This is a genomic window from Pseudomonas fakonensis (genome assembly GCF_019139895.1).
Taxonomy (GTDB): Bacteria; Pseudomonadota; Gammaproteobacteria; order Pseudomonadales; family Pseudomonadaceae; genus Aquipseudomonas; species Aquipseudomonas fakonensis.
The window spans coordinates 3,507,746-3,530,907 of record NZ_CP077076.1; the positions used below are offsets into that span (position 1 = coordinate 3,507,746).

20 protein-coding genes and 1 pseudogene are annotated in these 23,162 nt (G+C 65.9%); 6 read left to right on the forward strand and 15 right to left on the reverse strand.

Annotated elements, in window-relative coordinates; genetic code table 11:
• Positions 1-263 precede the first annotated feature (263 nt).
• The 7 genes from gspF to gspG are packed head-to-tail and all read right to left on the reverse strand — an operon-like array spanning position 264 to position 8,090.
• On the reverse strand, positions 264-1,466 hold the full coding sequence (gspF, locus tag KSS94_RS15445) for a type II secretion system inner membrane protein GspF (RefSeq protein WP_217838967.1): 1,203 nt from the start codon (positions 1,464-1,466) through the stop codon (positions 264-266).
• Positions 1,466-2,881: a type II secretion system ATPase GspE gene (gene gspE, locus KSS94_RS15450; protein ID WP_217838968.1), complete on the reverse strand. Its 1,416-nt coding sequence runs from the start codon at positions 2,879-2,881 to the stop codon at positions 1,466-1,468. The genes gspF and gspE overlap by 1 nt, the downstream gene beginning before the upstream one ends.
• Positions 2,878-5,277 (reverse strand): type II secretion system secretin GspD, encoded by a 2,400-nt coding sequence (gene gspD, locus KSS94_RS15455; RefSeq protein WP_217838969.1) that lies wholly within the window; start codon positions 5,275-5,277, stop codon positions 2,878-2,880. The genes gspE and gspD overlap by 4 nt, the downstream gene beginning before the upstream one ends.
• Positions 5,274-5,789, reverse strand: a complete 516-nt coding sequence (locus tag KSS94_RS15460) for a type II secretion system protein M (protein ID WP_217838970.1) — start codon at positions 5,787-5,789, stop codon at positions 5,274-5,276. The genes gspD and KSS94_RS15460 overlap by 4 nt, the downstream gene beginning before the upstream one ends.
• Positions 5,779-6,690, reverse strand: coding sequence for a type II secretion system protein GspL (gene gspL, locus KSS94_RS15465; protein ID WP_217838971.1), 912 nt, complete (start codon positions 6,688-6,690; stop codon positions 5,779-5,781). The genes KSS94_RS15460 and gspL overlap by 11 nt, the downstream gene beginning before the upstream one ends.
• Positions 6,687-7,637 (reverse strand): type II secretion system minor pseudopilin GspK, encoded by a 951-nt coding sequence (gene gspK / locus KSS94_RS15470; protein ID WP_217838972.1) that lies wholly within the window; start codon positions 7,635-7,637, stop codon positions 6,687-6,689. Before gspK ends, gspL begins: the two co-directional genes overlap by 4 nt.
• Before the next feature lie 6 nt (positions 7,638-7,643).
• Positions 7,644-8,090 (reverse strand): type II secretion system major pseudopilin GspG, encoded by a 447-nt coding sequence (gspG, locus tag KSS94_RS15475; protein ID WP_217838973.1) that lies wholly within the window; start codon positions 8,088-8,090, stop codon positions 7,644-7,646.
• A 147-nt stretch (positions 8,091-8,237) separates the two neighbouring features.
• On the opposite strand from gspG, the gene gspI reads away from it, so the two are divergent.
• Entirely contained in the window at positions 8,238-8,597 is a 360-nt protein-coding gene (gene gspI, locus KSS94_RS15480) for a type II secretion system minor pseudopilin GspI (protein ID WP_225935794.1), read from the forward strand.
• Positions 8,598-8,715: 118 nt separating this feature from the next.
• Here gspI and KSS94_RS15485 read toward each other — a convergent pair.
• Positions 8,716-9,960 (reverse strand): annotated as a pseudogene (locus tag KSS94_RS15485) (IS256 family transposase).
• A 770-nt stretch (positions 9,961-10,730) separates the two neighbouring features.
• On the opposite strand from KSS94_RS15485, the gene KSS94_RS15490 reads away from it, so the two are divergent.
• On the forward strand, positions 10,731-10,994 hold the full coding sequence (locus KSS94_RS15490; RefSeq protein WP_217838975.1) for a hypothetical protein: 264 nt from the start codon (positions 10,731-10,733) through the stop codon (positions 10,992-10,994).
• Between the two features lie 2 nt (positions 10,995-10,996).
• Here KSS94_RS15490 and KSS94_RS15495 read toward each other — a convergent pair whose 3' ends face one another.
• The gene (locus KSS94_RS15495; protein WP_437180016.1) at positions 10,997-11,782 is read right to left on the reverse strand and encodes a substrate-binding periplasmic protein; all 786 of its coding nucleotides are present in this window, start codon (positions 11,780-11,782) and stop codon (positions 10,997-10,999) included.
• A gap of 241 nt (positions 11,783-12,023) precedes the next feature.
• On the opposite strand from KSS94_RS15495, the gene KSS94_RS15500 reads away from it, so the two are divergent.
• A complete protein-coding gene (locus KSS94_RS15500; RefSeq protein ID WP_217838977.1) occupies positions 12,024-12,908 on the forward strand; it encodes a DMT family transporter in 885 nt (294 codons plus the stop codon).
• 1 nt (position 12,909) lies between these two features.
• Here the strand turns inward: KSS94_RS15500 and KSS94_RS15505 are convergent, their stop codons facing one another.
• A complete protein-coding gene (locus KSS94_RS15505; RefSeq protein WP_217838978.1) occupies positions 12,910-13,818 on the reverse strand; it encodes an SMP-30/gluconolactonase/LRE family protein in 909 nt (302 codons plus the stop codon).
• A gap of 206 nt (positions 13,819-14,024) precedes the next feature.
• Here KSS94_RS15505 and KSS94_RS15510 point away from each other — a divergent pair, with 206 nt between their 5' ends.
• From KSS94_RS15510 to KSS94_RS15520, 3 genes are all read left to right on the forward strand, one after another.
• Positions 14,025-15,005, forward strand: coding sequence for an aliphatic sulfonate ABC transporter substrate-binding protein (locus KSS94_RS15510; protein ID WP_217838979.1), 981 nt, complete (start codon positions 14,025-14,027; stop codon positions 15,003-15,005).
• A gap of 13 nt (positions 15,006-15,018) precedes the next feature.
• Complete coding sequence (locus tag KSS94_RS15515; RefSeq protein ID WP_217838980.1) at positions 15,019-16,383, forward strand: LLM class flavin-dependent oxidoreductase; 1,365 nt, start codon at positions 15,019-15,021, stop codon at positions 16,381-16,383.
• Between the two features lie 132 nt (positions 16,384-16,515).
• Positions 16,516-17,352, forward strand: a complete 837-nt coding sequence (locus KSS94_RS15520) for a bifunctional allantoicase/(S)-ureidoglycine aminohydrolase (RefSeq protein ID WP_217838981.1) — start codon at positions 16,516-16,518, stop codon at positions 17,350-17,352.
• 125 nt (positions 17,353-17,477) lie between these two features.
• On the opposite strand, the gene KSS94_RS15525 is transcribed toward KSS94_RS15520, so the two are convergent.
• From KSS94_RS15525 to KSS94_RS15545, 5 genes are all read right to left on the reverse strand, one after another.
• Positions 17,478-18,254, reverse strand: coding sequence for an AraC family transcriptional regulator (locus KSS94_RS15525; RefSeq protein WP_217838982.1), 777 nt, complete (start codon positions 18,252-18,254; stop codon positions 17,478-17,480).
• Positions 18,255-18,608: 354 nt separating this feature from the next.
• Positions 18,609-20,117 carry an MDR family MFS transporter gene (locus KSS94_RS15530; protein WP_217838983.1) on the reverse strand — a complete coding sequence of 503 codons (1,509 nt, stop codon included), beginning with the start codon at positions 20,115-20,117 and terminating at the stop codon, positions 18,609-18,611.
• Positions 20,107-21,243, reverse strand: coding sequence for an HlyD family secretion protein (locus tag KSS94_RS15535; RefSeq protein WP_217838984.1), 1,137 nt, complete (start codon positions 21,241-21,243; stop codon positions 20,107-20,109). The genes KSS94_RS15530 and KSS94_RS15535 overlap by 11 nt, the downstream gene beginning before the upstream one ends.
• A gap of 252 nt (positions 21,244-21,495) precedes the next feature.
• The gene (locus KSS94_RS15540; RefSeq protein ID WP_217838985.1) at positions 21,496-22,368 is read right to left on the reverse strand and encodes an alpha/beta fold hydrolase; all 873 of its coding nucleotides are present in this window, start codon (positions 22,366-22,368) and stop codon (positions 21,496-21,498) included.
• Positions 22,369-22,383: 15 nt separating this feature from the next.
• Positions 22,384-23,004 (reverse strand): LysE family translocator, encoded by a 621-nt coding sequence (locus KSS94_RS15545; RefSeq protein WP_217838986.1) that lies wholly within the window; start codon positions 23,002-23,004, stop codon positions 22,384-22,386.
• Between the last annotated feature and the right edge of the window lie 158 nt (positions 23,005-23,162).

Genomic DNA, 23,162 nt, shown 5'->3' on the forward strand with positions numbered 1-23,162 from the left:
GCCCGAACACAAAATTTCTGACACCCTCGTAGATGTAAGCGCATTCGTTGACGATAAGCGCTTTTCGTCACTTTTCCGCCCTTACGTAAGGGCGGAAAGGTGAATAAGCGTCACTACAAATAATGAATACGCCTACAACTTTCAAAACAAAACAGATCAACAGATCAACAGATCAACAGATCAACAGATCAACAGATCAATCTAAAGCATAAAACACAATAAAGAAGCCGCCCGCGAGGGCCCCATCACCGGCAAGCCGGCTCCTACACCAACTGGTTAATCTCGATGATCGGCATCAACACCGCCATCACGATCAACAACACAACCCCCCCCATCACCACAATCATCAAAGGCTCCAGCAACGCCGTCATCCCCATGGCCCGCCGCTCGATATCCTTGGCCAGGCTGTCAGCCACCCGGTCAAGCATCGGCGGCAAATCACCCGTCTTCTCACCGCTGGCAATCAGGTGAATCAACAACGGCGGAAACACCTTCTCCACCGCCAGCGCCGCAGCCAACCCCGCCCCCTCACGCACCCGCGCGGTCGCCTCGCTGACACACTGGTCGAGCCGGTCATTGCCCAAGGTCTGGCGCGCCGCCTCCAGCGCCCGCAGCAGCGGCACCCCGGCACTGCCAAGAATCGCCAAGGTAGAGGCAAAGCGCGCCGTGTTCAGCCCCAGCACAAAACGCCCGAACAACGGCAGGCGCAGCAGACGCCCGTGCCAGGCCAGACGCGCCGCCGGCGCCCGCAGCCACAGGCGCCAGCCCCAAACCGCCGCCGCCAGCCCAGCAAAGCACAGCACACCCCACTCACGCACGAAATCACTGGCGCTGAGCATGGCCAAGGTCAGCCCCGGCAGGTCCTGACGCGCCTGGGTGAAGGCGCTGACCACCTGCGGCACCACGTAGCTGAGCAAAAAGACCACGATCCCCACCGACACCAGCCCCACCACCCCCGGGTAGATGAACGCGGTGAGGATCTTGCCGCGCAAGGTGTTGCGCTCCTCGATGTAGTCGGCCAGACGCTCCATCACCTGGGCCAGGTCGCCGGACTCCTCGCCCGCCGCCACCAGCGCCCGGTAGATCTCCGGGAAGTCACGCGGGCGCTGCGCCAGGGCATCGGCCAGGCGCATGCCGCTGCGCACATCGGTGCGTACCGCCCCCAGCACCTGGGCGATGTGCTTGCGCTCGGCCTGCTCCAGGGTCGCCCCCAGCGCAGCCTCCAGCGGCAGGCCTGCGGCCAGCAGGCTGGCCAGCTGGCGGGTGGCCCAGGCCAGGTCGCCGTCAGACAGCCTGGCGGCGAACAACCCCGCCCCCTGCCCGGCCGCCGACTGGGCTTGGACCTCAAGCGCGGTCAGCCCCAGGCCGCGCAGCTGGGCCATGGCTGCCGCGGCGCTGTCGGCCTCGAGCAGGCCGTTGACAATACGCCCCTGGGCGTCCGCAGCTTCATAGCGATAACGGTTCATCAGGCGTCCCGTGTCACGCGCAGGATCTCCTCAAGGCAGGTGCTGCCATCGTCGACCCAGCGCTGGCCGTCCTCGCGCATGCTGCGCATGCCGTTGCGCCGTGCTGCGCTGCGCAGCGCCTGTTCGTCAGCGCCTTGGTGCACGAGGCTGCGCACGGCATCATCCACGCAAAACAGCTCGTGAATGCCGGTACGGCCGCTGTAGCCGCAATGGTTGCACTGCGCGCAGCCCACCGCCCGGTACTGCCCGGGGCTGGCCGGGTCCGGCTCGCGGCAGTGCGGGCAGAGCCTGCGCACCAGGCGCTGGGCCAGCACCCCGAGCAACGCCGAGGCCAGCAGGAACGGCTCCACACCCATGTCGACCAGGCGGTTGACCGCCGACACCGCGTCGTTGGTGTGCAGCGTGGCCAGCACCAGGTGCCCGGTCAGCGAGGCCTGCACGGCAATTTGCGCGGTTTCCAGGTCGCGGATCTCGCCGATCATGATCACGTCCGGGTCCTGGCGCAGGATGGCGCGCAGGGCCACGGCAAAGCTCATGTCGATGCGCGCGTTGACCTGGATCTGGCTGATGCCCGGCAGGTCGTACTCCACCGGGTCCTCGACGGTAAGAATGTTGCTGACACTGGCATCCAGCCGCGCCAGGGCGGCGTACAGGCTGGTGGTCTTGCCCGAGCCGGTCGGCCCGGTCACCAGCACGATGCCATGGGGCTGGCAGATCAGCTGGTCAAGCCGCGCCAGCAGCGCCGCATCCATGCCCAGCGCCTCCAGGCGCAGGCGCCCGGCCTGCTTGTCGAGCAGGCGCATCACCACCCGCTCGCCGTGCCCGGTGGGCACCGTGGACACGCGAATATCGATCGGCCGCCCGGCCACCCGCAAGGCGATGCGCCCGTCCTGGGGCAGGCGCTTTTCGGCAATGTCCAGTTGCGCCATGATCTTGATCCGCGACACCAGCGCGCCATGCAGCGCCTTGCGCGGCGAGACCACGTCACGCAGGGTGCCGTCGACCCGGTAGCGCACCAGGCAGTGGCTTTCGAACGGCTCGATATGGATATCGCTGGCCTGGTCACGCGCCGCCTGGGTGAGCAAGGCGTTGATCATGCGGATCACCGGCGCATCGTCCTGGGCTTCGAGCAGGTCGGTGACCTCGGGGATGTCCTGCAGCAGGCGGTCCAGGTCCACTTCGTTCTCCGCCGCCCCCACCACCGCCGCAGCGCTGCCGGTATCGGCGTAGGCGCTGACCAGCAGCGCATCCATTTGCGCATCGCTGAGCGCCTCGACCGCCAGCGCGCCGTGGCGCCGGCGCACCTCGGCCACGGCCCAGGCCGGGCTCGACGGGCAGCGCGCCAGCGTCGCGCCGCCCTCGCCGTGCAGCACCAGGCGCTGGGCCTTGGCCCAGGCGTAAGGCAGGCGGCTCACCGGGCCACCTCGTCCACCGGCACCGCGCGGATCGCCGCCCGCGGCACGTTCAGCGCCGCCGGTTGCGCCCGGCCCTGGTCAGGCACGCCCTGCTCCACCGGAGGCAGCAGCGGCATGTCCATGTCTGGCAGGGCCCAGGAATGCTCGGGTTTGAGCCCGCCCTGGGCGCGGCGGATGAAGTCGTAGCGGTTGCGTGTGATGCTGCGCCCCACGCTTGCGTCACGCACGATGTACGGGCGCAGGAACACCATCAGGTTGGTCTTGTTGGTGGCGCGCCGCTCGCTGCGAAACAACGCCCCCACCCCCGGCAGGCTCGACAGCCACGGGATACCCTCGTTGCTCTGGCTGTAGCCGTCCTGCAACAGGCCGCCCAGCACCATGATCTGGCCGTCGTCGAGCAAGATGCTGGTGTCGATGGCGCGCTTGTTGGTCACCGTGCCGGCCGCGCTGGAGGCGCGCTCGTCGACGCTGCTGACTTCCTGGTAGACGTCCAGCTTGACCGTGCCGCCCTCGGAGATCTGCGGACGCACGTTCAGGCGCAGGCCTACCTCTTCGCGCTGGATGGTCTGGAACGGGTTGTTGCTGGTCCCGCCGCCATCGGTGACGTACTGGCCGCTGACGAAGGGGATGGTCTGGCCAACGAAAATGCTCGCTGCCTCGTTATCCAGGGTCAACAGGTTGGGCGTCGACAGCACGTTGCTGCCACCCTTGCTCTTGAGCGCCCGGGCCAGCACCTTGAGGTCGAGCACCTCGCCGATGCCGGGGATGTTCACCGTACCGTCCACCACCCCCACCGACAGCCCCGGCGGCAGCACATCGATGCTGCTGGCGCCCTTGACCAGGCCGCTACCGCCCAGGTTGGCGCCGCCGAAACCGCCCTTGCCGCCGAGGTTACCGGCCTGCCACTGCACGCCGAACTCGTTGGCCTCGTCCTCGCCCACCTCGACGATCAGGCTCTCCACCACCACCTGGGCGCGGCGCTGGTCAAGCTGGTCGATCACCTCGCGCAGGCTGCGATACAGCGGCTCGGGGGCGGAGATCAGCAAGGTGTTGGTGGTCTTGTCGGCCTGGATGGTCGCCCCGCCCGCCGAAAACGCCGTGCCCTGCTCGCCCTGGCCCTGGTTTGCGCCATAGCCGTTGGGGGTGCTGCCGGCGCCCTGGCCGTTGCCGCGCAGCAGGCCGCCGCTGGCGTTGCTGTTGCTGGCCGAATAACCCTGGTTGCTGGCGCTGCTGGTGCCGGTAGTGGCGCCGTTGCTGTTGCCGCCGGTAAGCATGCCGCCGCCACTGAGCAGCGCACGGGTGCCGTCACTGCCGGTGCTGTCGCTTTCACCGGTGAGCAGCCCGCGCAGGCTTTGCGCCAGGCGGTCGGCCTGGGCGTTGCGCAGGTACACCACATGCAGGTTGCCGGCGCTGTTCTGGGCGTTGTCGAGCTTGTAGATGAGGTCGCGGGCCAGTTGCGTGCGCTCGGGGCTGCCGGAACGAATCACCACGCTGTTCGAGCGCGGGTCGCCGAGCACGCTGATCTTCTGTGTTGCGTCATTGCCCTGGCTGTCCAGCAGTTCGCCGACCATGCCAGCGATGTCGCTGGCGATACCGTTCTGGATCGGCACCACGTCGGTGTCGATGGCGCTGGGGATATCGACCTTGTCGAGGATCTGCGCCACCCGCTCGAGGTTTTCGGCGTAGTCGGTGACCACGAGGGTGTTGTTGCCCGGGTAGGCGTTGATCGGGTTGTCCGGCGAGACGATGGGGCGCAGCACCGGGATCAGGTTGACCGCGTTCTCGTACTGCAGGCGGAAGGTACGGGTGACCATGCCGTTGCCGGCATCACTGTCACCGCTGACCAGCGCTCCGCCCAGCAGCTTGGCATCGGCCTGGGGCACTACTTGAGCGACACCGCTGACGTCGACCACGCTGAACCCCTGCATGCGCAGCGCTGCCAGCAGCATCGAGTAGGCCTTGCTGGCCGGCACCTGGCCTTCGGAGACCAGGGTCAGCTGGCCCTTGACCCTGGGGTCGACCAGAAACTGCCGGCCGGTGGCCCGGGACAGCCCGCGCACCACCGCCTGAATGTCGGCGTCGACGAAGTTCAGTTGCACCGGCTGCTCACCCAAGGGGTTGGGCATGGCCGCAGCCGGCGCTGCGCGGCTGTGGCGCTGGCCCACCCGCGGCAGTGCCTGGCGCGGCGCCGGGCGTGTGCTGGCGGTTGCCTGGGCCTGGTGGTCGAGGGCGGTAGCGCGGGCGTTGGTGTAGGCCAGCGGCTGGCCCAGCTCACTGCTGGCCAACGGCCGCGGGCCTTCGGGCGCAGTGGCGCAGGCGCCCAGCGCCAGGGCCAGGGCCAGTGGCGCGAACGGCAGCAGCCGGTGCTGGAGGCGTGGCGATGCGGTGCACATCATGTAGGGTCCTTAGCGCCATGCGCCTGATCCATGCGAAGGGTTCCGGAAAACGTTACCGGGGCGGCAGCGCCCGGGTCGCGGGCCAGCGCCAGGCGGCCAACGGCAAGGCCCAGGCGCGGTGGCTCGCGCTGCAGCCAGGCCATGGCCGCTTCGGCTGGCACCTGCTGCCAGTCCAGTTGCCAGCCTCCGCCCTCGGCGCTGAGCCGGGAATGCGCTTGCAGGCCGGCCTGGGCGAGGCTCTGTTGCAACGCCTCGCCCAGTTCGCCCGCAGGTGGTGCCTGGCGCTGGGCCAGCAGGGCATCCAGTGCCTGGGCCTGGCTGCGCAGCTTGGGCAGTTCCTGGTTCCAGTGTTCGATAGCGGCCAACGCCGGGGCGATCAGCACCTGCCAGCACAGCAAGGTGCCGAGCAAAGCTGCGGCCAGTGCCACCGCGCGCCGCTCCCGCGGCGCGAGTGCCTGCCAGCGCTGGCGGGCCTGATTACCGCTGGCGTGCCAGCGCTGGCTAATCGACATGGGCCAGCTCCTCCTTGGCCGCACGCAAGGTCCAGCCCTGCGCCGCCACGCTCGCCTCGATACCCCGTGCGGCCAGGTCGGCCTGCCAGGCACTGGCCGCTGGCACCTGGCCGCTGTCGGCCTGGCGGGTGATGCGCAAGGTCGCGTCGACGTAGTCCAGCGCGGCAACCTCGCCGGCCAGAAACGGCATGCTCTGGCCCGCCCCTTCGAGCAAGCGGGCAAGGCCCATCGCCGCCGGCCCCTGCCCGCCCTGCAACTGCTGGCGCGCCTGCTGCAAGGGGTTGAGCACCACCGGCAACTGCGGGAAGGCCTGGCGCACCTGGCTGACCATTTGCGCGCGCAACTGCTCACCCTCGCCTGCCAGGCGCGCGGCATACAGGTTCAACCCCAGGCACCAGAGCGCAGCAGCCAGCGCCCACACTGCCGCCGTGCGCCCCCAGGCCACGGCCTTGGCCGGGCCTTTGAGACCTGCGGCAAGGTCCACCGCCGGCACGTCGTCACTGGGTTGGCTGAACAACCCGCCCAAGCGCACGCGCCGGGGTCCCAGCCAGGCCTGCACCTGTGCCAGTTGCGCCTGCCCAAGCCAGGCCACCGCCACCTGCCCATCGGCCTGGCGCGGCCCATGGGCTACATGCACCTGGCCGATTTCGCCCAGCAGCAGCCCTTGCACGGCGCAGCGCACCGCTGCATCCAGGCGTTTGCCGGCCAGCGGCGGCAACGGCAAACGCAAGGCCAGGCTGTCGTCGGCGTGCAAGTGCAGGCACCAACTGGCGCCCTTGCCATCACGGGCCAGTTGCGCGCCGTCGGCCTGGCCATGGCGCTCACCCAGGCGGTAGTCAAGCTTGGCGCCGGCGGTCAGTTGCGTCAGCGGCGGCAATTGAATGTGCAGCACTGCGTTCATGCGCCACCTCGTGTCCAGATCACATCCGGCAACTGCCCCTCGCGCTGGCGCAGCAAGGCTTGCAGGCGCAGCACCCGTGGGCCCTGGCGCGCCTCGCCGTGCAAGCGGAACCAGTCGCTGCCGATCCCCACCCGCACATTGCCGGCGGCCACCTGGGGCATGCGCAGGCGGTTGATGAAGTCGCCACGGTTGACGAACCAGCGGCCGCTATCGCGCTCGGCGACCAAGGCGCTGGCCTGTTGCAGCGACAGCCCCGGCACCTGCGCGGCGAGCACCTCGGCACTGGCCGTATTGCCATTGACCCAGGTGGCCGCCGGCAGCACGGTGACAAAGCGCTGCAGCTGTTGCAGGCGCTCGGCGTCCATGCCCTGGAGGCCGGCCAAGGGAGCGAGGTCACGCAACATCGGGTAGCGTGGTGGCAAGGCTGCAGTAGCGCTTGCCGGCGATGTCAGGCGGCCGCTGTCGAAGCCTTGGCGTTCGGGGGTGACGGGCGCCGGCGGTTGCTGCGGGTAGCTGCCGATCACCCTTGCGGTAATGGCCTCGGCCAGGCGCGGCTGCACACCAATCAGCCCGCACAGGCGCTGGAAGGTCGCCAGGGCATGGGCGTCGACCTGGCCGTCGATCACCAGGTTGCGCAGGTTGAACTTGCCCTGTTCGTCTTCAAGCTGGCCGGCAAAGCGTACGCCCCCGGCCGGCACACCCGACAGCAGTTGCGCCCACGGCTGGCCGGCGCGCACCAGCGGGTCGCGGCGACGTTGCTCGGCGAGCAACTGGCGGCTCAGTTGCAACCCGCTCTCCAGCGCCCACTGGCCCTGTACCGCCAATTGGCGATTCTCCACCTGGCGGGTGAATACCCCTTGGCGCTCGATCATGGCGGCAGCGATCACCGCCACCACTGCGGCAATCAGCAAGGCGCTGATCACGGCCATGCCGTCCTGGCGTGCCATGGCCAGTCACAACTGCCAGGAGCCGATGTCGCTGTTCACCCCGTCGCCGCCGGCCTGGCCGTCGGCGCCCAGGGAGAACACGTCGACCTCGCCGTTGGCGCCGGGGTTCAGGTATTGGTACGGGCGGCCCCAGGGGTCGTTGGGCAGGCGGTCGAGGTAGGAGCGCCACTGGCTGTCCTTGGCCTGGGCGGGTTTTTCCGCCAGCACCTTGAGGCCCTGGTTCTGGTTGGGGTAGCTGCCGTTGTCCAGGCGGTACAGCTTGAGCGCCTGCATCAGCCCGGCGATGTCCTGGCGCGCGGCGGTGGCGCGGGCCTGGTCGGGGCGGTCGAGCACCTTGGGCACCACCATCGCCGCGAGGATCCCGAGGATCACCACCACCACCATGATTTCGATCAGGGTGAAGCCTTGCTGGCGGTGGCGACGGCCTGTGGCGCTGCGGTGGGCGATCTGCATCTCGGCATTCCTTGCGTGAGTTCGAATCGGGGGCCGATTGTGGCAAGCAGGTATGTCACGGATATTGAAAAAGCTCGGGTGTGGCCGTCGTCAAAGCGTCATTGCACCGCTCTAACGTGCAGTTTTGCCTTGTGCGCAGGTGTCAGCGTGGTCCGCTCCGAACGCGGTTTTACTTTGATCGAGGTGCTGGTGGCGCTGACCATCGTTGCCGTGGCCATGGCGGCGGCGGTGCGTGCCACCGGGCTGATGACCCAGGGCAACGGGCTGTTGCGGGACAAGTCGCTGGCGCTGCTGGCGGCCCAGGGGCGGCTGGCCGAACTGCGGCTTGAGGGCGGCGCCCGGCCTGGGGTGCGGCAGTTCGAGTGCGACCAGGGGCGCTTGCGATTACGCTGTGAGCAGCGGGTGGTGCGGGGTGTGGGGGGGGGGCTTGAGGTTTCGGTGCAGGTGTTTGATCGTCAACATGAGGGGCCGGGGTTGGCGCGGTTGCAGACAGTGGTTGGGGGGTGAGGGGTTCGGGATTTTAGGGTGATCGCTTTGGTAGATGCATGCGCATTCATTGACGAGGGACTGTCAGATTTTTTGTGTGCGGGCCGGTAACGGCCTGCCGTCAGGCAGGCCCTGATTCTCACCAGGTCGGCCTGATGAACCGATCTCCATACAGAATCGCAAATTGATTCATCGCGCTTTTCCAGTCATGGGCCGGCTTTCCCCAATTGGCTGTTATGTTGCGCAATCCCAGCCAGATCAGTTTGGTCGCTGCGTCATCATTCGGGAAATGCCCACGAGTCTTGATGACCTTGCGTAGCTGGGCGTTGATGCTCTCGATGGCGTTGGTGGTATAGATCACCTTCCGGATGGCGGGCGGAAAACAAAGAATGGAATCACGCGATCCCAAGCCCGTCTCAAGCAGCCACCACCGTTGGATATTTCTCGCCCCACGGCCCGTTCTCAAACTCATCGAGTGCTTGCTCAGCCGCTTCAGCATTGATGGCTTGGTAAATCGGCTTCAGCTCCTTGGCCAGAGCTCGCCGCTTGTCCCAGGCCGCGAAGTCGAGGCTGTTGCGGATCAGGTGTACGATGCACGTTTGCAACGTCGTCTCTGGAAACACGGCACTGAGAGCCTCTGGCATACCTTTGAGGCCATCGGTCACGGCAATCAGCACATCCTCGACACCGCGCGTCTTGAGATCGTTAAAGACCTTCATCCAAAACTTCGCACCCTCGGTGTTCTCGATCCAGATGCCCAGGATATCTCGCGTTCCGTCGGGAAGAACGCCCAGGGCCAAGTAAATGGCCTTGTTGCGCACCAGGCCCTCTTCGCGGATCTTCACCCGCAGCGCATCGAAGAAAATGACCGGGTACATCGGCTCCAGTGGCCGCTGTTGCCACGCGCCAATCTCGTCCATGACCTCGTCTGTCACAGAGCTGATGAAGTCGGGTGAGACCTCTGTTCCATACTGCTCGGACAGAAAGGCTCGGATCTCTCTGACCGTCATTCCACGGGCGTACATGGCGATGATCTTGTCATCGAAACCGGTGTAACGCCGCTCATGCTTGGGGATCAGAATGGGCGCAAAACTACCGTCGCGATCACGAGGATTTCCAGCCGTAGCGGGCCATCACCGGTCAAAACCGTCTTGCTACTCTTGCCGTTACGCTGATTGGTTTCATCCTCCGGGCGCTGCGCGCCCGGAGGATAGCCCAGGTGGTGACCGAGCTCGGCACTCAAGGCGCGCTCGATCAGGGCCTTCTTGAACGCCGCAGAGGCATCCTCAATAGCTTCTGCGGACATCAGGCCCTCACCGAACTGCTCCAGCAGCTCTTTGGGGATTTTGGGCAGGTCACGCAAGGGTTTCTTCTTGGTTGGCATACATGCACCTCTTACTCATGTTATGCCCGAACACAAAATTTCTGACACCCTCATTGACGATGGCGGCTTTTCTTCACCTTTCCGCCCAACGGCGGGTAACTTTTTGAAGTCCGGAATGCCGGCCAATCAAAATTCACCAAAAAATCCCTGCTCCCATCATCAGCCCCGCCCGCGGCGGGGTTCCCTCACTCCTGAAGTCGCGATTTGTGTTGTCTGGGCTATTGCGCGCTTAGAAGCAAGATCAACAGCCAGATCAAGAGCGGAGATATTGGTTTAGTTGTTATCGATGTGTTGTTTGTTCGGCCCCTATCGCCGGCAAGCCGGCTCCTACAGGGGTACGCGTTATCCAAATTGACGCGTTCCACTGTAGGAGCCGGCTTGCCGGCGATTGCTATCCTGAGTTCCCACAAATGCAACTAGCGACCGAGCTGCGTACTCATAGGCGCCGCCCCTAACTTCGCGACTTCAGGAGTGAGCCCCCCCGCCACGGGCGGGGCTGATGAATGGAGCGAGCATTTTTTGCTTACTTTTTGATGCTTCAAAAAGTGAGCCGCCGAAGGGCGGAAAGGTGAATAAGCGTCACTACAAATAATGAATGCGCATAAAACTTTCAAAACAAACAACAAACAACAAACAACAAACAACAAAACATATACCGCTTACACAAAAGCTATCGCCGACAAGCCAACACCTACAGCAACCACCCTCAACCGTGTACCCTTGGCAAGCGAAACGGCTAAACCGCCAACACCCACCCAAGGGGCATTTCAATGAACACTACCCTTCCCCTGACCCTGCTAGCCCTCACCCTGCTCCTGACCGGCTGCTCCTCAAAACCCACCCAACGCTACGCCGCCCAAGGCGCCAACTGCTACGCCAAGGCCCTGCCCAGCAGCGGCGAAGGCGGCCTGGCCTTCGGCCCGACCCTGGCCAGCGCCAGCCGCAAGTCACTGGACAGCTGCATGCGCTACGCCGGGCGCTCCGGGGGCACGCCCAAAACCTGCCAGGTGGTGCTGGCCAAATGTAAAAGCTGACCCTACTGCCCCCCCTGCTGCTGACGCTGCCAGCGCTCCAGGTTCTGCGCCACCAGTTGCTCAGGCAAGGGCCCTGCCACCAGCTCTTTCATCTTGCGCGCCAACTGCTCACGCAACGCTGGCACATTGCAAGCCGACTTGTGCGACAACGCCAGGAACAACCCCTCACTCGATATCGGCGGCTCCAGCACCTGCAACTGTTGCTCCCGGCCCAAAGTGCGAGCCAGGGCAACGCCCGGATAACGCTCGAAGATCACATAGTCATTACGCTTGAGCAGCAACTTCTCGAAGGCCTGGGTGGCGCTGGGCACAGCCTCCAGGTCCAGGTGCTGGCGGGCGTAGTCGTCAAACGCCTGGCCATGGCTGTTGTTGACCAAGGTACCGCCCCGGCGACCCTGCAGGTCGGCCCAGCCGCTGTAGCTGAATGCCTCGCCCTGGCGCACCCACACCACACTGGAGTTGAACAGGAACGGCGGGCTGACGAAATCCATCAACTGCTCCCGCGCCTGGGTGCGAAAGTAGCCAGCCATCATGTCGATGCGACCACCGTTGACCTCTTCCTGGGCCCGCGACCACGGCCCGACATACACCACATCCACCACCAGCCCCAGCTCATCGGCCACATGCCGGAGCAGGTCAGCATTGGCACCGATCAATTGCTGGGGGTTTTGCGGGTCACGCCACAGGTAAGGCGGGTACTCGGGGTTGCCAGTAGCGGTAAGGTGCTGGCAAGCCTGCTCCGCCAAGGTCAGCGGCGCCAACAAGGCCATGACCAGCGCCAACCCCATCGACTGGCACAAACTCCGTGCACTCATCGCGATCCTCGCACTACCGACTGGTTGATGGAAAACAGCACTATCGCTTCGACAGCCCACGCCCACGAACGCTCACATGAACTGCACAGTCCACACAGTGTGCACCAGAAATGGCCATTCGCCACGCACTCATTCGGATTGCCTGCACGCCGCTTGATCTGGCCTGCCTTGCAGCGCTAGCCTGCCGCTCCCCCTGCTGGATGGATCCTTGCCGATGCGACCGCGCGACCTTGCCGCCTACCTGTTCCTGGCCGTGGCCTGGGGCTTTTCCTTTTTGGTGGTGCTGAAGGTGGTACACGCCTTTGGCTGGGTTGGCGCGGTCAGCCTGCGCGCGCTGATTGCCGGCAGCACCCTGACAGTGCTGGCCGCGCTATTGGGCCGGGCACTGAAGCTGCGGCCATTGCTGTGGCCACTGCTGGTGGTGGGCGCCACCACCGTGGCCGGGCAACTGATCGGGCTGTCCTATGCCACCCCGCGCATCGGCACGGCCATGGCGGCAATCTTCGTCGCCAGCATTCCCCTGTTCTCGATGATCATCGGCAGGCTCTGGGGTATCGAAAAGATCAGCCACCAAGGCCTGGCCGGGCTGCTGCTGGGGGTGGTGGGTATCGTCATGCTGGTGGGCTTCCCGGCCCAGGCGGTCACCGAGGACTTCATCCACGGCTGCATCGCCTCGCTGCTGGGCTGCGTGTGCGCAGCGTTCGGCAGCAACTACGCCAGCCTGCGCCTGCGCGGCCAGGATCCGTGGACAGTCACCGGGGGCGCGTTCCTGGCAGGTGGCCTGCTAACCTTGCCGCTGTTGCTGCTGGTGCCGGTGCCGCAATTGCCCCAGGCCATCGACTGGCTGTACCTGGCCATCAGCGGCGCCGTGATGAGCGCCACCACCTACGTGCTGTATTTCGGCCTGGTGGAGCGCATCGGCGCCACCCGCACAATCAGCGTCGAATTCGTGGTCACCCTGGTGGCGGTACTGGTTGGCGCACTGTTTTTGGGCGAGGCGCTGAGCTGGCTGCAGGCCCTGGGCGCCGTGGTGATCATGCTCGGTTGCATGCTGGTGCTGGGCTTGCTGCCCGGCCGGCGCAAACGCCTGCCGAGCTGATTCAGCTACCAGGCTGCGGATTGGCGCTTGCGGATTGCGCGGTGCGCTGCTCGACTGGCGGCGTCAGGCGCAAGATCCGGTCGCGGCCACCTTCAGCGAGTAGGTAGCCGCCCTTGCCATCCGGCACGATGGCTTGCGGTGCTTTCAGGTAGCTGAGCACGGTGTGCCGGGTACCGTCGCCTTCAATGCGCAGCAGTCGCGCACGGTGGGTGGAATCTTCGCTGACCCACAGGCCGCGCTGATCGCACAGCAGGAAGGTGGGGTTGTTCAGCCCTTCGACCACCACCGGGTCCTCGCCCTCGGGGTTGAATGCCCGCACTTTGCCTTCGGCCTTTTCGGTGTACAGCAGGCGCCCGTCGGTACAGCGGGTCAGGCCTTCGGTTTCGGTCAGGCCCGAGCGCAGCACGTCCAGCTCACCACTGCGCCAGTCGTAGCGCATCAGCCGGCCATCGCCCTTGCGGTCCTCGATGGCGTACAGGTAACCGCCATCGTTGTACAGGCCCTGCACGTTGTCGCCCTGAAACAGCGGTAACACCTGGCCATTGCGTGAAACAATGACCGGCGCGCCACCCACTTCCTGGCTGAACGCCCAGCCACCATCCACCGCCACCATACCGTCCGGTTTGGACAAGCCATCGATCACAACCACCCGGTCGCCCTCGGCGGTGATGCGCAGGATGCTGCCGCGCCCGTTGCGCAGTTCACGGCTGACCAGCAGGCTGCCATCGGCCTGCGGCAGCAAGGAGGCAGCCTTGGCCACCGAGTCGTGCAACACCTGCACGCTCCAGCCCCCGGCAGCCTGCACCGGGTAAAAGGTCTGCCAGGCGAAAAAGCCCAGGGTGCAGGCAACAAGGCTGGCGGTGGTGGCCAGGGCCAGACGGATACCGCGCTTGCGCAGGGCATTGATCATCGGTTCGGTTCCCGGAAAAGTGGCAGCGATGCTAGCAAGGCGATGTGAAAAAAATGTCGTGGATCCAAAGGCTCGACACCACAAAAAACAAAAGGATATAAAAATAACAAAACAATCTAACAATTTAGAATAAAGAAATTGAAAAGCCCCCAGCTCCCTCCTTAGGCTGAAAGCACGCCAACTGCCCCCATACAAGGAGCTTCACCGTGCCTTCCCGTGTCTTCTCTCCCCTGCGCCGCCTGCTGCTCGGCGGCTTGCTGGCCACTGTTGCCAGCGCCCTGCTGCCCTGGTCCAACGCCGTTGCCGACGACGGCAAGGCCCTGCGCATCGGCTACCAGAAGTTCAACAGCATCAACATCCTCAAAAGTAGCGGAGCCCTGGAAAAAGCGCTGGCGCCGCGGGGGGTAAAAGTCAGCTGGCACGAGTTCGCCGCCGGCCCGCAATTGCTCGAGGCCCTGAGTACCGGCGCGATCGACCTGGGCCATGCCGCCGATGCGCCGTCTGTGTTCGCCCAGGCTGCCGGCAAGCCGGTGGTGTACCTCGCCGCCGAACAGCCCTACCCACGCGGCATCGGCCTGGTGGTGCGCGAACAGGATCACATCGCCAAGGTCGAGGACCTCAAGGGCAAGCGCGTGGCTACCGGCCGCGGCTGGAACGCCCAGTACCTGCTGGCCGTGGCCCTGGAGCAGGCAGGCCTGAGCTACCAGGACATCACCCCCGCCTACGTCAACAATGCTGCCGACGCCGTGGCCGCGCTGCAGTCGGGCAGCGTACAGGCCGTCACCCTGTGGGACCCGTTCCTCGCCGCCGCCGAGGCCCAGCCGGGCCTGAAGAACCTGCGCGACGGCAGCGGGCTGTCCAACAACCGCACCTTCTACCTGTCCACCCGCGCGTTCGCCGACCAGCACCGCGACCTGCTCAAGACCTTCTTCAATGAGCTGGGCAAGGTCAGCCAGTGGGCCAACGCCAAGCCCGGCGAAGTCGCCGCCTTGCTGGCACCGCAACTGGGCATCAATGCCAGCGTGCTGCAGGTTGCCAGCGAACGGCGCAACTACAACGCGGTGGCCATCACCGCGCAGATCGTCGCCGAACAGCAGAAGCTGGCCGACACCTTCCAGGGCTTGGGCCTGATCCCACGCAAGCTCGACGTGGCCGAGGCGGTGTACCCCACTGCCGTGCTGCCCTGACAAGGATGTGACGATGCCCCGCCAGATCCGCTTCAACGCCTTCAGCATGAACGCCCCCAGCCACCAGTCCCCAGGCCTGTGGCGCCACCCCCGCAACACCAGCGTGCACTTCAACCGCCTGGCGTACTGGGCCGACCTCGCCCGGTTGCTGGAGCGCGGGCTGTTCGATGCGCTGTTCATCGCCGATGTGCTGGGCATCTACGACGTCTACCAAGGCGGGCCCGAGGCGGCCCTGCGCGGCGGCGTGCAGGTGCCGGTGAACGACCCGCTGCTGCTGGTGCCGGCCATGGCCGGGGTGACCCGCCACCTGGGTTTCGGCGTGACCTTTTCGCTGACCTACGAGCACCCGTACCCCTTCGCCCGGCGCATGTCCACCCTGGACCACCTGAGCGGCGGTCGGGTGGGCTGGAACATCGTCACCGGCTACCTCGACAGCGCCGCGCGCAACCTTGGCCAGGTGCGCCAGCTGGGCCACGACCAGCGCTACGACCTGGCCGAGGAGTACCTCGAGGTGCTGTACAAGCTGTGGGAGCACAGCTGGGACGACGACGCCGTGGTGCTGGAGCGCGAGACCGGGTGCTATATCGAGCCGTCGCGGGTGCACCCGATCAATCACCATGGCGAGCACTTCCAGGTGCCCGGCATGCACCTGTGCCAGCCTTCGCCACAACGCACCCCGGTACTGTTCCAGGCCGGCGCCTCGGCACGTGGCCAGCAGTTCGCCGCCCGCCATGCCGAATGCGTGTTCATCAGCGGACCGACGCCCACGGTGCTGCGCCGCTACGCCGACGGCATTCGCCAGGCCAGTGAAGCCGCCGGGCGCGGGCGTGAGCAAGTGCTCATCTATGCCCAGGCGCTGCTGATCGTGGCGCCCACCCGCAGCGAGGCCGAGACACGTTTTGCCGAATATCGCCGCTACGTCGACCTGGACGCGGCCCTGGCGCTGCTGTCGGGCTGGACCGGCATCGATCTTGCCGGGCTGGACCCGGACGCGCCGCTGGAATACATCGAGAACGACGCCGGCCGCGCCGCCCTGGCCGCCTTCACCGCTGCCGACCCCAACCGCCGCTGGACTGTGCGTGAGGCCGCCGAGTTCGTCGGTCTGGGTGGCCGCGGGCCGGTGCTGGTGGGCGCTGCCAGCGAGGTCGCCGACCAGTTGGAGCACTGGCTCGACGAGACCGGCATCGACGGCTTCAACCTGACCTACGCCGTACAGCCGGACGACCTGCACAACGTGGTCGAGCTGCTGGTGCCCGAACTGCAACGCCGCGGCCGCTACCCCACTGCCTACCAGGACGGCACCCTGCGCCACAAGCTGTTCGGCCAGGGCGACCGTTTGCAGGAAGGCCATGCCGGGCGCCAGGTAAGCATTCAGTAATTGAATATAGAGTATTTCAACATTTAATTTGTGGATACCACGGGCACGCTCTTATGCTGTCCGTGCATCCCCTGCACGCACCGGCCGGTGTGGTCCAAGGCATGGGGAGAGAACAACAAGTCGAGACCGTTCATGTCGAAACCATCCTACTTCGCCCCCCACGGTGGGCACCCGGCTCAAACCGAGCTGCTGACTGACCGTGCCATGTTCACCGAAGCCTATGCCGTGATCCCCAAGGGCGTGATGCGTGACATCGTCACCAGCCACCTGCCGTTCTGGGACAAGATGCGCATGTGGGTCATCGCCCGCCCGCTGACCGGCTTCGCCGAAACCTTCTCGCAGTACATCGTCGAAGTTGCCCCTGAAGGCGGCAGCGAGCGCCCTGAACTGGACCCGAACGCCGAAGCGGTATTGTTCGTGGTCGAAGGCGAAATCGACATCACCGTCGAAGGCAAGCACCACACCCTGGTACCGGGCGGCTACGCCTTCCTGGCCCCGGGCGCCGAGTGGAGCCTGCGCAACAACAGCAAGGCCAACGTCACCTTCCACTGGCTGCGCAAGCACTACCAGAAGGTCGAAGGCCTGCCGGTACCGGAGTCGTTCGTCACCCACCGTGACAACGCCACCGTCATCGAAATGCCGGGCACCGAAGGCGCGTGGAAGACCACCCGCTTCGTCGACATGGCCGACATGCGCCACGACATGCACGTGAACATCGTGACCTTCCAGCCGGGTGGCGTGATCCCGTTCGCCGAGACCCACGTCATGGAACACGGCCTGTACGTACTGGAAGGCAAGGCGGTATACCGCCTGAACCAGGACTGGGTCGAGGTCGAAGCCGGCGACTTCATGTGGCTGCGCGCATTCTGCCCGCAAGCCTGCTACTCCGGCGGCCCAGGCCCGTTCAGCTACCTGCTGTACAAGGACGTGAACCGTCACGTGCACCTGACGCTGAATCCGCAGCGTTGATGCAGGCGTAAGATCCGGGGGCTGCTTTGCAGCCCATCGCGGGCAAGCCCGCTCCTACAATGGGCATTGCACCCTCCTGTAGGAGCGGGCTTGCCCGCGATGGGCCGCAAAGCGGTCCTTGTTCGTCAGACCCCGCCTCCATCGCCCCCCACACCAGCACTCCCGACCCGCCCGAAATACACCGAAGGCGAAACCCCCAGCGTGCGCCTGAACATCGCACTGAACGCACTGGGGCTGTCATACCCCTGGTCCAGCGCCACCTCCAACACCGAGCGCCCTGCCGCCAGCGCGTCGAGCCCCGCCAGCAAGCGCATGCGCCGCACCCATTGCACCAGGCTAAGGCCGGTTTCGCGCTGAAATGCCCGGGTCAGGGTGCGCCCGCTGAGCCCGCACAATTCAGCCGCCCGCCCCAAGCTCCAGTTGTCCGCTGGCGCCAGGCGCAAGGTTTCGCAGAGTTCCTGCAACACCGCCGAACGCGGGCTGGGCACATGCAGCGCCAGCACCGGCAACACGCGGATCTCATCGAGGATCAGCGCCATGATGCGCGCCTCATGCCCATCCAGCGGGTACCCCGGGGTGATGTCCATGGCGCGGATGATCAGCTCGCGCAGCAGCGGCGAGATATCGATCACCTGGCACAGCGCCGGCAACCCCGGGCGCGCGGCAGCATCGACGAACAAGGTGCGCATGCGCACCACCCCTGACATGCGCAGCTCATGCTCGCAGGCCGCCGGCACCCAGACCCCGCGCCCAGGCGGCACCACCCAGCTGCCCTCCAGGGTATTGACCGTGACCACCCCGCTGATGGCATGGATCAGCTGCGCGCGGTCGTGGCAATGCGGGGCGATGTGTTCGCCGTGGCGGTAGTTCTCGGCGAGCGGGAGGATGAGCGGGCGGGTCATTGGCTGGGGTCGGTGACAGGTGGAGGGGCATGATAGCGCGACATGTGCTGCGGCGCGGTGGATGGCACCGGCTTTGCCGGTATTCGCGGCTAAAGCCCACACAGGTACAGCGCCAGATTCAGGCTCTGTGCAATCCTGTGGGAAGCGGCCTTGCCGGGGCGCCGTCCGGTCGAGATGGGCTGCGCAGCAGCCCCGGCAATTTTGCATGAGGCCGAGGCCTTGGGGCCGCTTCGCGGCCCATCTCGACCGGACGGCGCCCCGGCAAGGCCGCTTCCCACAGGGACCGTGTTAAATCAATGAGCTGTAGTGTGTTCTATAGAGTACCAGCTTGCCGGCGATGAGGCCGGGCCTGCCTCAGCGGCTACGCAGCAAAAACGCCGCCAACGCACAACCCAGCAAGGCCACGCACGACAGGTAGAACGCATCGGAATACGCCATCAGGTAGGCCTGCTCACGCACGCTCTGGTCGATCAATGCCAGCGTCTGCATCACCTCGGGCGACTGCGGGTCCACCAGGCCGCCCGGCAAGCGCTGCTGCAAGGCGCCATCGAACACGGTCAGCGTCTCGCCCACCCTGACCGAATGAAAACGCTCGCGCTGCGACACCAGCTGCGTCAGCAACGCCGTCCCCAGCGCGCCCCCCAGGTTGCGCAGCATCGAGATCAACGCCGAGGCCGAACCCGCCTGGGCCTTGTCCAGGCCCTTCACCGCCAGCACCGACAGCGCCACCATGATCAACGGCTGGCCGATGCCGCGCACCACGGTGGAGGGGATGATCACGTTGCTGCCGGCATCCACCGTCAGCTGTGAGCCCAGCCAGCAGCCCAAGGCCATGATGGCGAAGCCGCTGGCCACCAGCAGCTTGGCGTTGAGCCAGCGCATCAGCCGCGGCAGCAGCGGTGCCAGCAGCAGTTGCACCAGGCCGTAGGCGATCAGGCTCTTGCCGATTTCGCTGGCGCTGTAGCCCTGCACCAGCGACAGGTAATTAGGCACCAGAAACACCAGCCCGAAGGTGGCCGCACCGAACACCGCCATGGCCAGGCTGGACACGCCGAAGTTGTAGCTGCCCAGCAGGCGCAGGTTGATGAACGGCCGCGCACCCCATAGCTGGCGCTGGATGAACAGCGCCAGGCAAATCAGCGCAACCAGGCTGAAGCCGACGATAAAGCGCGAGTCGAACCAGTCCTTGCGCCCGCCCTCCTCCAGCACCACTTGCAATGCCCCCAGGCCCAGTGCCATGGCCGCGATACCCAGCCAGTCGGCCTGGCGCAAGGCGCTGCGGTCGCCCGCCCGGCCCTTGATCGACCAGGCCACCGCCACCAGCAGGGCCAGGCCCGGCGGCAGTTGCAGCAGGAAAATCCAGCGCCACGAGTACATGTCGGTGAGCCAGCCGCCAATCGACGGGCCGGCGGCCTGGGCCACGCTGTTGGACAGGCTGAACAGGGCCATGCCCAGGGCCAGGCGGCTGGCCGGCAGTTCGGTGATGATCAACTGCATCGACAGCGGGATCAGCACCGCCCCCGAGGCGCCCTGCAACACCCGCAGGGCGATCATCGCTTCGAGGTTGGGCGCCAGGGCGCAGCTCACCGAGCTTGCCAGGAACACCGCCGAGCCCACCAGCATCACCCGCCGCAGCGAGAACACCTGCACCAGCCAGGCGGTCAGCGGGATCATGCTGATTTCGGCCACCAGGTAGGCGGTGGAGATCCACGAGCCTTCCTCGAAGCTGGCCCCCAGCGCCCCTTCGATTTCGGGCAGCGCGGCGCTGGTGACGTGCACGTTCATACCGGCCATGAAGCAGCCGAACAGGCCGCCGATCACTGCCACCCAGGCGCGTGTGGAGACCTTTTCATCAGTGCTCATCGCGCACCTGGCGGGTGTCGACCGTGGCGATCACCGACATGCCCGGCAGCAGCCGCGGCGCACCGGCAGGCTCCGGCTCAAGGTGGATGCGCACCGGGAAGCGCTGGACGATCTTGGTGAAATTGCCGGTGGCGTTGTCCGGCGGCAGCAAGGCGAACACCGCACCCGAGCCTGGCGAAACGCTGTCGACGGTACCGCGCCAGTGCTGGCCGAAGGTGTCCACTTCGAGGGTGACCGGCTGGCCCGGGTGCAGGTGCGCCAGCTGGGTTTCCTTGAAGTTGGCCACGACATAAGCCTGCTCGACCGGCACCACCGCCAGCAGCGGCAGCCCCGGCGTCACGTACTGCTGCTGGCGTACCTTGCGCTGGCCCACCACACCGTCGAACGGCGCGCGGATTTCGGTATCGGCCAAGGCACTGCGGGCAAGGTCAGCTTCGGCCCGCGCCTGGTCGAGATCGGCCTGGCGCTGCTGCAACTGCGCCTCGAGCTGTCGGCCCTGCTGCGCCAGCACCGCTTTATGGGCATGCTGGCGAGCCAGTTCGGCGTCGGCGGCGCGCTGCAGGGCGTGGGCCTGGATGCGCGTGGCGCGGGCCTGCTCCATGCGCTGCACACTGGCCGCCTGCCACTCGGCCAGGCGCTGGTAGCGTTGCCAGTCCGCCTCGGCACGCTGCGCCTCGCCACGGCTGCCGCCGCGCTCGGCGTCTGCCCGGGCAATGGCCTGAACCTGCTCGGCCTGTTCGGCGGCGAAGGTGCGCAGGCGCAGGCGCTGCACCTCGAGCGCCGCCTCGCTGACCGCCAGGCGAGCCTGGGCCTTGCGCAGGCGGTCGCGAAAATCCCGGGCATCCAGGCGCACCAGCACATCGCCAGCCTTGACCCTGGCGTTGTCGGCCACCGCCACCTCGGCCACATAGCCGCTGACCCGGGCGCTGATCGGCGCCCAGTCGGCGCGTACGTAGGCGTCGTCGGTCTGCTGCAGAAAGCGCCCGGCCTGCCACCAGTAGGCGCCGTAGGCCAGCAGCGCCACCCCCACCGCACCCGCCAGGCCCAGGCGCAAAATGCGCTGGCGGCGGGCCGCGTGGCGTTGGGCGAGGTGGTGTTGCGGGTCTGGGCTGACCGCCTGGTTCATGCTGGGGCTCCGTCCGTTGGGGTGTGCCAGCGTAAGCAATCTGCAATTGTCGTTCGCGCGCGATTCGACCGCTCATCGTCGCGAAATGGACAATTTCTCTACTTCTCAGAACCGAACCCAAATGGGTCGCCTGTCCCTCAGCCCTGCGCCGTCCCTGTAGGAGCCGGCTTGCCGGCGATGAGGCCGTCACAGGCAACCCAAAACAATCGCCCCCACGCCCCAACCTGCCAGCGCAACAGGTATCACCGGCGATCAGCCTGCAAGAAACGCCACCACCCGCTCGGCCGCCATCGCCGGGTCTTCCTGCATGAAGCAGTGCCCACCCGCCACCTGCTGCGCGCTCACATGGGCATTCAGCCCGGCCAGGCGCTGCACCGAGCGGGGCACGAAGGGATACGTCTGTTCGCCGTACAGGATGCAGGTAGGGGTGCTGATGCTTGCCAGCTGCTGCCACATGCGCGCCGGGTACGAGCTGAAAATCTCCACCTCGCGGCTGGGCCGGCACTTGAGTACCACGCCCTCGCCGCAGTCACCGATGGCGTGCTCCACATAGGCATGCAAGGCCGTCTCGCTCCAGCCCTTGAAGATCCCCCGCCCCTGCAGCGAAGCCAGCGCGGCCATGCGGTCGGGCCAGTGGCTGCGACGGGTGGCGGCCTTGCGCGCCAGGGCATGCCGACGGTGCAGGCCAACCATCGCGGCCGCCCCCATCACCCCGAGCATGCGCCGGCTGAACAGCACCGGGTCGAGCAGCACCGCGCGCTGGAACAGCTGTGGCTCGCGGGCCAGCATCAGCCCGGTCAGCACGCCACCAAAGCTGTGGCCGGCGGCAAGGCACGGCACCTCGCCATACTCGCCACGCCCACTGGCAAACGCCTCCAGGGCCAGCTCGGCCGAGCGGTTCCAACCGCAGAAGGCGCCGCCGTGGTCGCTGTCGCCATGGCCCTGCACATCGCTCAGCCACAGGTCGAAGTGTTCGCTCAGGCGCAGCAGCAGGGGTTGATAGGCCAGGCTGCAAAAGCCGTTGCCATGCAGAAAGTGCAGCAGTGGGCGACCGCTAGGGGGCGATTGCCATCCACGCAGCGTGAAGTTTTCTGCGCACGTATAGGACCAAGGCGTAAGTTCCATCAGAAGTTTCGTACTTTAAGAAAACGCCGATTCTACAAAGAGTAACGGATACAGCGAAATCACCAGCAGCACGGCCATCAGGACATTGAACAGCACCACCGCGCGCGGCTTGCGCAGCAGGTTGCGCAGGGCGCTGCCAAACATTACCCAGATACCCACGCTAGGCAGGTTGACCAGGGTGAACAGCGCGGCAATGACAATGACGTTGAACACATAGCCCTGGGCCGGGGTGTAGGTGGTGATTGCCCCCAGCGCCATGACCCAGGCTTTCGGGTTGACCCACTGGAACGCAGCCGCGCCCCAGAAACTCAGTGGCTTGCGGCCACTGGCGGTATCGCCGGCCATCGGCCCCGAGGTGGCAATCTTCCAGGCCAGGTACAACAGGTACGCCGCGCCACCGTAGCGCAGGATGCTGTACAGCGGCGGCCAGGCCTTGAACACCTCGCCCAGCCCCAGGCCCACCGCCAGCACCATCACCCCGAAACCGATGCTGATGCCCAAGGCGTGGGGCACACTGCGGCGCACACCAAAGTTGACCCCCGAGGCCAGTAGCATGGTGTTGTTGGGGCCGGGAGTGATGGACGAGACAAAGGCAAACAGCACGAAGGCCGTGAGCAGGTCGAGGGAGGCAAGCATGGCAGTGTTTCCAGTTATTACAAAAGTTGTACCGCCACGGTAACCAAGTCCTCGGTAATTGGACCGGTACAGTTATGATAAATTGCGCACGTACAGCTTACTGATATGGTTGACCCTTGTAGGACGAATCACAGATAACTGTCGGCATACCCACAAGG